The sequence below is a fragment of the Rhodopseudomonas faecalis genome, from assembly GCF_003217325.1.
Classification (GTDB): Bacteria; Pseudomonadota; Alphaproteobacteria; order Rhizobiales; family Xanthobacteraceae; genus Rhodopseudomonas; species Rhodopseudomonas faecalis.
The window spans coordinates 1-14,246 of sequence record NZ_QJTI01000021.1 but is presented as its reverse complement, the minus strand read 5'-3'; the positions used below and the strand labels follow the sequence as shown (position 1 = coordinate 14,246).

Here is a 14,246-nt window from a genome sequence, read left to right as displayed (position 1 = left end):
TGGCGTTTGGCATCGCGCGTACTTCGGCTTGCTACAACCACTCGGTTGGTGCCCAGGTCGAACCGAATGAAAGCCAACCCGAAAGGCGGCGGCGCGGGTTCCGGTCAGAGGAACCGGCGGATTTGATGCAAGGGGGATGCAACGGAACGCGTTCCGCACTATGCAGGATTCGCCAGCTCAACCGGTCTGACAGGAGCCGCCGTGACGGTCATCGATATCTCTGCCTTCATTGGACGCCTAGCCACCTGCTCCGGAGAGACCATTTTACCGTTCTTCCGAACCTCCCTGACCATCGACAACAAGGGACGGTCGGACTTCGATCCGGTCACCGAGGCCGACCGCGCCGCCGAGGCGGTGATGCGCCGGCTGATCAAGGAGAGCTTCCCGCAGCATGGCGTTGTCGGCGAGGAGTTCGGCAATGAGAACACCGACGCCGAATATGTCTGGGTGCTCGATCCGATCGACGGCACCAAATCGTTCATAGCCGGCTTCCCGATCTGGGGCACGCTGATCGCGCTGACCCATCGCGGCGTGCCGGTCTATGGCATGATGAACCAGCCCTATATCGGCGAGCGGTTCGCCGGCGACAACAAGGCGGCGAGCTACCGTGGCCCGTCCGGCGAGCGCAAGCTCGGGGTGCGACGCTGCGCCGGCCTGCAGGATGCGGTGCTGTTCACCACCAGCCCGCGGCTGATGAACGACGCCGACCGCGCCACATTCGGCCGGGTCGAGTCCCAGGTGCGACTGACGCGCTATGGCGGCGATTGCTATTGCTACGCCATGCTGGCCGCCGGGCAGATCGATCTGGTGATCGAGACCGAGCTAAAACCCTATGACGTCTCGGCGCTGATCCCGATCATCATCGGCGCCGGCGGCATCATCACCACCTGGGAAGGCGGGCCGGCCTATCAAGGCGGCCGCATCATCGCCGCCAGCGATCCGCGCGTGCACGAAGCGGCGCTGAAATTGCTGAATAGCTGAGGCAGCGTCAGCCAACGGCGCTTGGCAGTCCCCCTCCACACGTCTTGGCCGGGCTCGTCCCGGCCATCCACGTCTTTGATCCTTTAGCGGCGCAAAGCCTCCCATCCCGGCGCTATGCGCCGACCCTCCCCGCCGCTCCGCGGGGGGAGGGATAGAAAGACGGGAGCACTGTTTCCGGCGCGCTCAGCCGCTGGGCGGCTGTCGCACTCGATGCCACGTCCTAGGCATGGCGGTGGACACCACACCTTGATGGCTAGGCGGTCTTGGCGGCTTTAAGCCCGAGCTTGGCTTCGACCTTTTCGCGCATCGCGAATTTCTGGATCTTGCCGGTCACCGTCATCGGGAAACCTTCGACGAACTCGATGTAGCGTGGGATCTTGTTGTGCGCGATCTGGCCCTGGCAGAACGCGCGCACCTCGTCGGCGGACAGCGTTTCACCCGGCCGGACCCGGACCCAGGCGCACAATTCCTCGCCAAAACGATCGTCGGCGACGCCGAAGATCTGCACGTCCAGAATTTTGGGGTGCCGGAACAGGAATTCCTCGATCTCGCGCGGATAGAGATTTTCGCCGCCGCGGATCACCATGTCCTTGATGCGGCCGACGATGTTGCAAAAGCCCTCCTCGTCGATCACCGCAAGGTCGCCGGTGTGCATCCAGCCGGCCTTGTCGAGCACGTCGGCGGTCTTTTCCGCCTCGCCCCAATAGCCGAGCATCACGCTGTAGCCGCGGGTGCACAATTCGCCGCGCTCGCCGCGCGGCACGATGCGGCCTTCCTGGTCGATCACCTTGACCTCGACATGGGGATGGATGCGGCCGACCGTGGACACCCGGCGCTCAAGCGGATCATCGACCGCGCTCTGGAAGCTGACCGGGCTGGTCTCGGTCATGCCATAGGCGATCGTCACCTCGCGCATGTTCATCAGCTCGTTGACGCGGCGCATCACCTCGACCGGGCAGGGCGCGCCGGCCATGATGCCGGTGCGCAGCGTCGACAAATCGAAGCTGGCAAATTCCGGATGATCAAGCTCGGCGATGAACATGGTCGGCACGCCATAAAGCGCGGTGCACTTCTCCTGCGATGCGGTCTGCAGCGTGATCAGCGGATCAAAGCCCTCGCCGGGATAGACCATGGTGGCGCCGGTGGCGACCGAGGCGAGATTGCCCATCACCATGCCGAAGCAATGATAGAGCGGCACCGGGATGCAGATCCGGTCGATCTCGGTGAGCCGCATGGCGCGGCCGACGAAGTAACCGTTGTTGAGAATGTTGTGGTGGGTCAGCGTCACGCCCTTAGGGGAACCAGTGGTGCCGCTGGTGAACTGGATGTTGACCGGATCATCAAACTGCAATTGTTCGCCGAGCTTGACGATCGCTTCGCGGTGACGTGCGCTGCCCATCTGCGCGACGTCATCAAACGCGATGGTGCCGGGGCATTTCGGCCCGCCGATCTGGATCACCGCGCGCAGATTCGGCAGCTTTTGCGACTGCAACGCACCGGGCGTCGCGCTCGCCAGCTCCGGAATCAGCGTGTTCAGCATCTCCATATATTGCGAGGTCTTGAACGCGGTGGCGGTGACCACCGCCGCGCAGCCGACTTTGGCAAGCGCGAATTCCAGCTCGCTCAGCCGATAGGCCGGATTGATGGTGACCAGGATCAGCCCGGCCTTAGCCGCGGCAAATTGCGTCAGCGTCCATTCCGGACGGTTCATCGACCAGATGCCGATGCGGGCGCCGCGCTCAAGGCCGAGCGCCAAAAAGCCGGACGCGAGCGCATCGACGCGATCGGCGAATTCACGCCAGGTCCAGCGGGTGTCGTGGCTTGGCGAGACCAGCGCTTCGCGATCGGGCCAGCGCTGCGCCGCCAGATCGAGTGCCTGCCCAATGGTGATGCCGAGAAGCGGCGCGTCGGAAACGCCGCACACATAGCTGACGGTCTTATCGGTCACGTCCTTGGTTCCTCGCCTTTAACCGGACCTGATCGGCCGGCTCACTTGATTTTTGTTATTTTGGTCGAAACGACCGCGTCATTGGTCGAAACGACTATATTCGTTTGATGGTTGCGCTGCCGGCGGAGCTTGTCGAGCCCCGCCGGCGCATTTCGCAAAAAAATCAGGCTGCCTTCTGAGCCGCGTCGAGACCAGCATAGATGGCGCGCTCGAAGCCCGCGAAAGCTGCCAGGCACTTGCTATCGGCAAACGGCAGAACCTGCATCAGAATCACGCCGCAGACATCGCGGGTGGGGTCGATCCAATAGTAGGTATTGGCGAGACCGGCCCAGGCCAGGCTGCCGGGGCTGCGACCTTCAGGCGTGGTCGCGGTGTTGATCAGGAAGCTCAGCCCCCATTTGTTGTCCATGCCGGGATAGAGGTCGACATCGTTGGTGGCAAACGGGATCACCGAATTCAGTCTGGTGACGTTGAGATCGCCGATGTGGTTCAGGCCCATCAACGCCACGGTCTCCGGCTTCAGCACCTGGTTGCCGTTGCCGCGCCCCTTGTTCAGAATCATCTGGGTGAATTTGAGGTAGTCGGCAGCGGTGCCGTACAGCCCGCCGCCGCCCATGATGAATTCTGGCTCCTGATCGACTTCGAACGAAATCGGCGCCAGCGTTCCGTCTGCGCCACGCGAATGGACCGCGACCAACCGCTCGCGTTGCGCGTCGGTGATCCGGAAACCGGTATCGGCCATACCCAGCGGGTCAAGGACATGGTCGCGCAAATAGGCATCGAGCCGCTCGCCGCTCGCCGCCTCGACCACCCGGCCGACGAAATCGATGCTGATGCCGTATTCCCAGCGCGCGCCGGGGTCAAACATGATCGGCACCTTCAGTGCCGCTTCGCGGCAGCGCAGCACGCCGGGGATGTCGTACCGCTCCATGTACTTCACCATATCGCCGTTCCACATGTCGTAGCAGAAGCCGGCGGTGTGGGTGAGCAGTTGCCGCAGCGTAATCGGGGCGTTCGCCGGCCGTGTGATCGGGTTGCCGCCGGCATCGAAGCCATCCAGCACCAGCGGCTCGGCGAGATCGGGCAGCACTTTGCCGATCGGCTCGTCAAGCGAGAGCTTGCCTTGCTCGACCAGTTGCATCGCCGCCGCTGAGGTGATCGCCTTGGTCATCGACGCGATCCAGAACACGCTGTCGGCCGTCATTGGCTGCGGCTTCGAAAGATCGCGCCTGCCGAATGCGCCTTCGTACAACACCTCCGTGGAGTTGGCCGCGATCGCGACCGCGCCGGGGATTTCCCCGCGATCGCAACTCTGTTGCAACAACTCGTCGATGTTTGCTCTGTTTTGCATGTTCGTCCTCCCTGTTCTTGAAGCGCGGCATTGTTTCGCCGGCAAGCGAGTCAGGCAAGGCGGCTGTTGGTTGGAGCGACAAAGTCGCGCATTCGGCAATGCACATCGCTGGTTCAGCCGCGCCGCCGCGCACCGATCGCCTGCGCCGGCTTTATACATCGATCGGCCACACGCCGATGTGACAATGCGGGGTCGGTGCGAAGCACGCCAGATGCCCCTATACTTGCTCAAGAGCCGGGTGTTGCGCTGTAACCTCGGTAAGAGCCCGCGACTGAACTCCTGAGAAGGTGATCCAATGCCCCCGACTGCCGCCGCCCGCTCGCCAGCCTCTCAGACCGCGCTGCGCGATCGCCTGCAAGACGCGGCGCTGCTGCGCGAAGCGTGCCTGATCGACGGTGCCTGGGTCGGTACGCCGGCGACCGTGGTCAGCAATCCGGCCACCGGACAGCAGATCGGCCGGGTGCCGAATCTGAGCGCGGATGATGCGGTGCGCGCCGTGCAAGCCGCCGAGCAGGCCTTTGCGACCTGGTCGAAATTCACCGCCAAGCAGCGCTCCAACATTTTGCGCAAATGGTTCGAGCTGATCGTCGCCCATCGCGAGGATCTGGCGCTGATCCTGACCAGCGAGCAGGGCAAGCCGCTGCCCGAAGCGCTCGGCGAGGTCGATATGGGCGGCGCCTATGTCGAATTTTTTGCCGAGGAAGCCCGCCGCATCTATGGCGAGACCATTCCGACCCAGCGCCCCGACGCGCGGCTGATCGCGCTGCGCCAGCCGATCGGAGTGTGCGGCGCGATCACGCCTTGGAATTTCCCGTCCTCGATGGTGACCCGAAAGGTGTCGCCGGCGCTGGCCGCGGGCTGCACCGTGGTGCTGAAGCCGGCCGACGAGACGCCGTTTTCGGCGCTGGCGCTGGCGGTGCTCGCCGAGCGCGCCGGCATTCCCAAGGGCGTGTTCAACGTCATCACCGGCGATGCGCCGCCGATCGGCAAGGTGTTCTGCGAACATCCGGCCGTGCGCTTTGTCGGCTTCACCGGCTCGACCGAGGTCGGCAAGATTCTGTACCGGCAGGCCGCGGTCGGCGTGAAGAAGCTCGGCCTTGAGCTTGGCGGCAATGCGCCGTTCATCGTGTTCGATGACGCCGATCTCGACGCCGCGGTGGAAGGCGCGATGGTCTCGAAATATCGCAACATGGGCCAGACCTGCGTGTGCGCCAACCGCATCTATGTGCAGGACGGCGTGCACGACGCCTTCGTCGAAAAGCTCGCCGCCAAGGTCGCGGCGATGAAGGTCGGCGACGGCACCGAACCGGGCGTCACCCAGGGCCCGCTGATCACTCCCGACGCGGTCGCCAAGGTCGAACGCCACATCGCCGACGCGCTGCAAGGCGGCGCGCGGCTGGTGACCGGCGGCAAGCGTCATGCGCTCGGCGGCACGTTCTTCGAGCCGACCGTGATTGCCGATGTGCGCGCCGACGCGCTGGTGGCGCATGAGGAAACTTTTGGGCCGCTGGCGCCGGTGCTGCGCTTCAAGGACGAGGACGAGGTGATCAAGCTCGCCAATGCGTCGTCGTTTGGGCTGGCGTCCTATTTCTACTCGCGCGATCTCGGCCGGGTGTGGCGCGTTGCCGAGGCGCTGGAATGCGGCATCGTCGGCGTCAATTCCGGACTGATCACCACCGAAGTCGCACCGTTCGGCGGCGTCAAGCAGTCGGGCCTCGGCCGCGAAGGCAGCCATCACGGCGTCGATGAGTATGTCGAAATCAAATACGTGATGATGGCCGGGATTTGAGGGGCGTTAGAGACACGCGTTAATGTTTCCGAATCAGCGGGAGTGCGCTCCGCGCGGGTCTTCCTCTTCCGCAACGACGTGAAGATGTTTGAGATAGCTCTCCCCTGGGGGCGGCGCTTCGGTTAACGCCATCGAAATCATGGCCATGCCCTGGCAAGACGCCTCTGAGGCCGCTGACCTAAGCGCTACGCCGGCGTAACAGCCCTAGTACCCGGCGGCAGATTACGACGTGACGTTTGCCGCCGGGGTTATATGGTCTGGTGCCCACGGTGGCATAACAGCCTACAAGCGGACGTTAGCTATAAAATCCCATTCGTTGATCCGTCTCCTTGGTGTAGGATCAATGGAACTTTGAGAGGCATGTCCGGTGTCTAGCACCAAGCAAATCCTTGCGATGCTGCGCAGTCGCGCGGCAGGCGATGAAGAAAGATTCTTCTCCATCGCTCTCCAGGTCGCGGCCGCCGAGGCGCGCCAAGGTCACCGTGAGGTCGCGGAAGAGCTGCGGGCAGAGGTCGATAAGGCACGCTCAAAAGAGGCGCGCGGAGCCTCAGTCGCAATTCCCTTCGCAACCCCGCGGGGAAGTCTTGAAGGGCTCCTGGAGCTTCGTCAGCCGCGCTTCAAGCTCAAGGACGTGGTCCTTAACGAAGGTTTGCTCGCACGTACCAATGACATCCTTCGTCAACAACGCAAGCGGGACTGGCTGCACGAACACGGAAAGGCGCCCAACCGCAGGATTTTATTCGTTGGCCCCCCGGGTTCCGGCAAGACCATGTCCGCCGAGGCCCTCGCAGGCGAACTGCATCTGCCGATGTACGTGATCCGGCTCGACTCCATGATTACTCGGTACATGGGGGAAACAGCCGCAAAGCTCCGCCTTATTTTTGATGAGACCGCAAAACGGCGAGCGGTATATCTATTCGACGAATTCGATGCGGTGGGCGGTCATCGAACAGCGACCAACGATGTGGCCGAGATGCGGCGTGTTCTCAATTCATTCCTCCAGTTCATGGAGGAAGACAACGCGACCGATAGCGTCATCATCTGCTCGACCAACCACCCCAAACTGTTGGATCGTGCACTCCTTCGGCGATACGACCAAGTCCTAGAGTTTGAAGAGCCCACTCCGGAGCAGGTTCGTAAGCTGATAGGCGCCAATCTCGGGGCGATGAAGATTTCGAAGCCGAACTGGAAGAAAATCGTCGAGATGGCCGCTGGCCTTAGTCAGTCCGAGATCGTTCGAGCGATCGACGACGCGATCAAGACCGCCATCCTAGACGAACGCAATCATCTCACCACCGGCAATCTTCTGGAACGCCTTACCGAACGTCATTCGATGCGCAATGCATTTTCAGAGTCAAAAGGCCCATAATGAATGGCGTCGCGCTTTAAGCTTCCCCACATCGAGATTGATCGCTTCCGATCGCGAAAGGAGTACGCCGGTAGCGGTTCTGGTGGCAATATAGCGTCCCGCATCCGAGAGGAGCATGGCCGCCGCCTGCAGGGCGAGCTGGAGGCTGCTATGAGGCTGGCGGAAGAATCGCGTCCCCGGGACGACCGGCTGCCCACTCCAACCACCTCCATCATTGAGGTTCAGTTACGACGTGGCACCGATCCAGAAAAGCTCGACCGAAAGAGCGACAACATCCGTTCAAGCGCGGCGAAAGTCGACGATCGTGACGAACGAACAATCGCCGTGTTTGTGCCGGACGAATCGAAGGCGGTCTTTGCTAAGATCCTTGATGACTATGTGAATGGCCCGGTAACGGCGGAGGCGGGCAATCCGCCGAACAAGTCGCTGGTCGAAGCCATCGAGGCATTCCGGACCGCGCGACTGGAAACCTTCTGGACAGACAACCCAGCGTCTTTACCCGCTGATCCGCACCACCAAATGTGGTGGGCACTCTGGTGTTGGCCCTGCGCCGAAGAGACCGTCGAAGATGCGTGCGCGCGATTGGGCGTTCGCGCAGCCAACAAGGACCGTAGGCTCTATTTTCCCGACGTGACCGTCATTCCCGTATTGGCTACCCGCGCAACGATCGAGCTGATGTTGTTCATGACAGCGGCGATTGCCGAATTACGGCGCGCTACGGACAACCCGGTTTTCTTCCTGGATGACGTACGCGCCGAGCAGCACGAATGGTCTGATGAACTGGCCGGCCGGATCGTCTGGCCTGGCACAGATGCGCCAGCAGTCTGTCTTTTCGATTCGGGTGTCAACCGAGGCCACGCGCTGATCGAGCCTGCACTCTCGGAAAGCGATCTTCATTCACTCAACGAAACCGACTGGGGAACGAGCGATCATCATCCCCAGGGCCATGGCACCGCAATGGCGGGGATGATCTTGCACGGAGATCTGACGGCCGCGCTCGGCGACATGTCCGAGAGGACGCTCAGGCATCGAGTGGAGTCGGTAAAGATCTTGCCGCCCGACAGGTTCGACGAAAACGATCCCGCAAGCTACGGCGCGCTGACCCAGCAAGCGATCTCGTTGCCTGAGATCGCCGCTCCGGATCGGCCCCGTGTTTTTTGCATGGCAGTGAGCAATCTAGAAGTTTCGGGCTCCACACCATCGAGCTGGAGCGCCGCGATCGACCAAGCGGCGTCCGCCTCGATGACCGGCGATGAGCAAGATGCGCCGCGGCGCTTGATCGTTGTTGCCGCGGGCAACATGGCAGCAGAGACGGACCCGACCAGCATGCAGCCGCAGGATGATTGTCCCATCGAAGATCCTGCGCAGGCATGGAACGCGTTGACGGTCGGAGGGTATACCGACCTGACTGAAGTCCGAGAACGGGATTATGAAGACTGGATACCCATCGCGAACGCGGGTGAGCTGAGTCCGCATAGCCGAACGAGTGTTGCATGGCCGCAGGGCCGCGCCCCATTCAAGCCCGAGATCGTGATGGAGGCCGGGAACCGAGCCACGAATCCAGCAAAGTCCGAGGCGCTGACGTTTGACTCGCTGTCACTGCTCTCTACGGGCAGCGACATGACCCGCATGCCTTTGGTGCCGTTTCAGGCGACCAGCGCGGCATCCGCCCAGGCCGCCCGGCTCGCCGCTCAAATCGTCGCAGACCACCCGGATTACTGGCCGGAAACGATCCGAGGCCTGATCGTCCATAGCGCTGAATGGACAGAGCCGATGCTTGAGATGTTTCGGGAGGCCAGCGGCAAGAAACAGAAATACGAGATCATTCGGCGATTTGGCTATGGTGTCCCCGACTACGATCGCGCGACGGCGTCTGCCAAGAACCATCTGGCGATGTTCGCCCAGGCAACGATCCAGCCTTTCAAGCTTCAAGGGCAACGGAAGTTCAACGAATGCCACTACTACAAGCTCCCAATCCCGGCCGAAGTGCTGGAACAGCTGGAAAACAAGCCAGTCGATCTGAAGGTGACGCTCTCATATTTCATTGAGCCGAATCCCGGTCTCTCAGCGAATATCGAACCGCAACGATATCAGTCGCACGGGCTTCGTTTTGACCTTCAGCGGAAGGGCGAGTCGCTTGATACCTTCAAGCAGCGGGTCAACGCAGCCGAACGGGAGGACTCGCGCCGGGGGCCTCGCGTCGAGCCGGATGACAACCGCTGGCTTCTCGGCCCGAACAGCGTCTCAGCAGGCTCCCTCCACTGCGACGTCTGGTCTGGACCAGCGATAGAACTGCTCGGGCGCGACATGCTGTGCATCAAGCCCATCAACGGCTGGTGGCGTGATCGTGCGCGGGAATACGTCAATAGGCAGACCCGATACTCGTTGATCGTGAGCCTCAAGGCCCTGGATGTCGATGTTGACCTTTATACGCCCATCAGAGCACTCATCGATGTCCCAGTCGTGGAGATCGAAACGGATCTGACGCCCGCCTAACAAGTGCGCCCTCGAAGGGGGCTTCGTCGGACAGGTCGCCCTGCCCCCCAGCGAATCAACTCGCTCTTGGTGTGTTAGTCGACTCGAAGCTGTTTACCCGACTTGGGCTACCGCAATCCCTTAGGTGACTCGTTCTCCGCGTGTCGGCACGATTTGCCTCAAATAACACGCATCAGGCGGCCCTCGTTGCGACGCTGATGATCGCGCGCAACAAGGGTCGCGGATGCACCGCGCGCTGCAAGGCAGCGTAGCGCGCGGCGCTTGATCGTTTCGATTGCCCGTGTGCCGCGAAGCCGTCACCCTGCCCCGGTCCACTCCGGTCCGACGCGGGGTTTTGATCATGACCGCTCCTGCCAAAATCGTATTTCTCGGCGCCAGCAGCATGTCGTTCGGGCTGAGCATGATGCGCGATCTGTTTGCCAGCGACGCGCTGCGCGGCTGCACGCTGACGCTGGTCGGCCGCAATCCGCAGACGCTGGCCAAGACCACCGAGCTTGCCAAACTGCTCAACCAGAAAACCGGCGCCGGGCTGATCATCGAACAGACCACCGACCGCCGCGCGGCGCTCGATGGCGCGCATTTTGTGGTCAACGCCACTGCGATCGATCGCAACCGGCTATGGAAGCTCGATTTCGAAATCCCGAAGAAATACGGCATCCGCCATACGCTCGGCGAGAATGGCGGGCCGGGCGGGCTGTTCTTCACGCTGCGCACGCTGCCGCTGATCTTCGATTTCGTGCGCGACATGGAGGAGCTGTGCCCGAACGCGCTGTTCCTGAACTTCTCCAATCCGGAAAGCCGGATCGTGATGGCGCTCGGCCGCTACAGCAAAATCCGCTGCATTGGGCTGTGCCATGGCATCTTCATGGGGCGCGATGCGGTCGCGCATATCATGGGGCTGCCTCATGATCAGGTCGATGTCTGGGGAGCCGGGCTCAATCACTTCCAATGTTTGATGCAGATCCGCGACCGCGCCAGCGGCGAGGACCTCTATCCGCGGCTGCGCGCGGCCGAGCGCGATTTCGATCCAAACTACGCGCCGTTCACGCGCCGGCTGTTCCGGGCATTCGGTCATTGGCTGACCTGCAGCGACGACCATCTTGGCGAATACTTCGCCTATGGCTGGGAAGCCGGCGAGCACGGCTATGATTTTGCCGGCGATGAGCGCTGGCGCGGCGAGTTCGTGACGCTGGTCGACGGCGTGCTAGCCGGCAGCACACCGATGCCGAGCTGGTTCACTGAACCATCCGGCGAGCGCGGCGGCGCGGTGATCGCCGGCGTGCTGCATAACCAGAAGCGCTTTCTGGAAGCAGGCGTGGTCTATAATCGCAGCACCATCCCCAATCTGCCGGGTGATCTTGCGGTCGAAGTGCCGGTGGTCGCCGATGCCGCCGGCATTCATCCGGTGTCGCTCGGGCCGCTGCCCGATCCGGTGGCGAAACTGATGGCGATGCAGGCCGGGGTGCAGCAGCTCGCGGTCGAAGCCGCGGTGCATGGCTCCAAGGAACTGGCGCTGCAGGCGCTGCTGATCGACCCGGTGGTCAATTCCGCCGTCGCCGCCGAGCGGCTGCTCGACGAGCTGTGGGAGATCAACCAGCCCTATATCCGCCGCTGCGTGCCCTGAAACCAGCGCGGTGCGCACTGGTTAACAGATTGAGTTCACAAGCGATTACCCAGTTAACGCAACTGCTTGTTAACCCTCGCTTAACCTGCCCTTAAAACCCGGCGCCTAAGCTGCCGCCTTCGGGTGCGGGCGTTGTGCGGATGGCGTTGGGCAAGAAGAAAGGCGGCGCGCGGCGCGAACCCCGGTTTGACCCGGTGTCGCCGCTATCGAACCTGAAGCTGTCGCTGCAGGATCGCATCGGGCCGCCCGATGAAAAGCTGATCAAGCCCAAGGTCGAGGCGCCGAAGAAAAAGCCTGAGGCCAAGCCGGCGCCGCGCAAGAGCGCGAAGAAGAAATCGCGCGGCCATATCGGCACCGCGCTGTACCGCATGATCTATTGGGGCGCGGTCGCCAGCATCTGGGCGGTGATCGGGCTGGTCGGCGTGCTGATCTATGTCGGCGCCCATCTGCCCGCGATCCAGTCGCTGGAGATTCCGAAACGGCCGCCGACCATTCAGATCGTCGGGATGGACGGCAGCGTGCTCGCCACCCGCGGCGAGATGGTCGGCAGCAACGTCGCCTTGAAGGAACTGCCGCCCTATCTGCCGCAGGCGTTCATCGCGATCGAAGACCGGCGCTTCTATGATCATTTCGGCATCGACCCGGCCGGCATCGCGCGCGCGCTGGTCGCCAACATCATGCATCGCGGCGTGTCGCAGGGCGGCTCGACGCTGACCCAGCAGCTCGCCAAAAACCTGTTCTTGACCCAGGAACGCACCATCCAGCGCAAGCTGCAGGAGCTGGAACTGGCGCTGTGGCTGGAGCGCAAGCACTCCAAGAACGAGATTCTCGAGCTTTATCTGAACCGGGTCTATTTCGGCTCCGGCGCTTACGGCGTCGAAGCCGCCGCGCAAAAATATTTTGGCAAGCCGGCCAAGAACGTGACGCTGGCGGAAGCCGCGATGCTGGCGGGCCTCGTCAAATCGCCGTCGCGGCTGGCGCCGAACCGCAATCCGGAAGGCGCCGCGAGCCGCGCCAAAACTGTGCTGATGGCGATGACCGAGGCCGGCTTCATCACCAGCGCCAAGGCGCAGGTGGCGAGCGCGCATCCATCCGCAACGGTGCAGCCGCAGGGCGCCGGCACTATCAATTACGTCGCCGACTGGATCGGCGAAGTGCTCGATGATCTGGTCGGCCAGATCGACCAGGACATCGTGGTGCAGACCTCGATCGATCCCAAACTGCAGGCGGTGGCGGAAGCGGCGATCATCGATGAGCTGGCCGCCAAGAGCGTGAAGTTCAACGTCACGCAAGGCGCCTTGGTGGCGATGACGCCAGACGGCGCGGTGCGCGCCATGATCGGCGGCCGCAATTATTCCGACAGCCAGTTCAACCGCGCGGTCACCGCCAAGCGCCAGCCGGGCTCAGCGTTCAAGCCATTCGTGTATCTGACCGCGATCGAAGCCGGGCTGACGCCGGACAGCACGCGGCAGGACGCGCCGCTCGACATCAAGGGCTGGCGGCCGGAAAACTACTCGCACGAATATCTCGGCGCGGTGACGCTGACCCAGGCGCTGGCGCAGTCGCTCAACACCGTGGCGGTGCGGCTCGGACTCGAAGTCGGCCCGGCCAATGTGGTGCGCACCGCGCATCGGCTCGGCATCGCGTCAAAACTGGAGGCCAACGCCTCGATCGCGCTCGGCACCTCGGAGGTGACGCTCACCGAGCTGGTCGGCGCCTACGCGCCGTTTGCCAATGGCGGGCTTGGCGTGACGCCGCATGTGGTCGAGCAGATCAAGACCGCCGACGGCCGGCTGCTCTATGCCCGCAAGGACGATCCGCTCGGCCAGGTGGTCGATGCGCGCGCGGTGGCGATGATGAACACCATGATGCAGGAGACCATCACCTCCGGCACCGCACGCAAGGCCGATATCCCGGGCTGGACCGTGGCCGGCAAGACCGGCACCAGCCAGGATTTCCGCGATGCCTGGTTCATCGGCTTTACCGGACGGCTGGTCACCGGCGTCTGGCTTGGCAATGACGACAACGCGCCGACCAAGAAAGCCACCGGCGGCGGGCTGCCGGTGGAAGTGTGGACCCGGTTCATGCGTGCCGCCCATCAGGGCCAGACCCCGGTGCCGCTGCCCGGCGCCGGCGTGAGCTGGAGCCCGATGGCGCCGGCGATGGCGCAGGGCAGCGCGCCGCGCGGCGAGGGCGGCGTGGTCAGCGACGCCGGCAATACCAATTCAGGCGCGCCGCAGGGCGGCTATGGCGCGCCGAACTATCCGCCAGCGCAAAGTGCCGCGGCGAACCGCACGCCGGCGCGTGCCCCCGCCGCGCCGGTGCGGCCGGAAGCGGCTAGCGGGCTTGATGGCTGGCTGGTCGATCGGCTGTTCGGGCGATGATCGGTTGATCGAAGGCGGTGTTAGCGCTCGCCGCAAAACCCATCATCGGTTCTCGTCAGAAAACACTCACGGTGCCTAATACCAACGGCGATTGATACCAACCGATCCGCACGTCATGGCCGGGCTCGTCCCGGCCATCCACGTCTTTGATCTTGCAGCGATTTTAAGACGTGGATACCCGCGACAAGCGCGGGTATGACGGTCATTGATGTGCGAGTTCACTAATTCGTTGATCGAATGGTTTTGTTGGTGGCGAAGTCCTTGGGGGTTTTGCCGCCGAGGGCCTGGTGAGGTCTGAAGTTGT

General features: G+C 62.9%; 8 protein-coding genes. 6 read left to right on the top strand and 2 right to left on the bottom strand.

Annotation, left to right across the window (positions count from 1 at the left end; genetic code table 11):
* Positions 1–201: 201 nt before the first annotated feature.
* A complete protein-coding gene (gene hisN, locus BJ122_RS14835) occupies positions 202–981 on the top strand; it encodes a histidinol-phosphatase (RefSeq protein ID WP_110781974.1) in 780 nt (259 codons plus the stop codon).
* A gap of 253 nt (positions 982–1,234) precedes the next feature.
* Here hisN and BJ122_RS14830 read toward each other — a convergent pair whose 3' ends face one another.
* Positions 1,235–2,929: an AMP-binding protein gene (locus tag BJ122_RS14830; protein ID WP_110781973.1), complete on the bottom strand. Its 1,695-nt coding sequence runs from the start codon at positions 2,927–2,929 to the stop codon at positions 1,235–1,237.
* A 163-nt stretch (positions 2,930–3,092) separates the two neighbouring features.
* Positions 3,093–4,280 carry a serine hydrolase domain-containing protein gene (locus BJ122_RS14825; protein WP_110781972.1) on the bottom strand — a complete coding sequence of 396 codons (1,188 nt, stop codon included), beginning with the start codon at positions 4,278–4,280 and terminating at the stop codon, positions 3,093–3,095.
* A gap of 295 nt (positions 4,281–4,575) precedes the next feature.
* On the opposite strand from BJ122_RS14825, the gene BJ122_RS14820 reads away from it, so the two are divergent.
* From BJ122_RS14820 to BJ122_RS14800, 5 genes are all read left to right on the top strand, one after another.
* Positions 4,576–6,069: an NAD-dependent succinate-semialdehyde dehydrogenase gene (locus BJ122_RS14820; RefSeq protein WP_110781970.1), complete on the top strand. Its 1,494-nt coding sequence runs from the start codon at positions 4,576–4,578 to the stop codon at positions 6,067–6,069.
* A gap of 367 nt (positions 6,070–6,436) precedes the next feature.
* Positions 6,437–7,438 carry an AAA family ATPase gene (locus BJ122_RS14815; protein WP_110781968.1) on the top strand — a complete coding sequence of 334 codons (1,002 nt, stop codon included), beginning with the start codon at positions 6,437–6,439 and terminating at the stop codon, positions 7,436–7,438.
* Positions 7,439–7,441: 3 nt separating this feature from the next.
* On the top strand, positions 7,442–9,934 hold the full coding sequence (locus BJ122_RS14810) for a S8 family peptidase (RefSeq protein ID WP_110781966.1): 2,493 nt from the start codon (positions 7,442–7,444) through the stop codon (positions 9,932–9,934).
* A 340-nt stretch (positions 9,935–10,274) separates the two neighbouring features.
* Positions 10,275–11,558 (top strand): family 4 glycosyl hydrolase, encoded by a 1,284-nt coding sequence (locus BJ122_RS14805; protein ID WP_110781964.1) that lies wholly within the window; start codon positions 10,275–10,277, stop codon positions 11,556–11,558.
* A 140-nt stretch (positions 11,559–11,698) separates the two neighbouring features.
* The gene (locus tag BJ122_RS14800) at positions 11,699–13,942 is read left to right on the top strand and encodes a transglycosylase domain-containing protein (protein WP_110781963.1); all 2,244 of its coding nucleotides are present in this window, start codon (positions 11,699–11,701) and stop codon (positions 13,940–13,942) included.
* Positions 13,943–14,246: the final 304 nt, after the last annotated feature.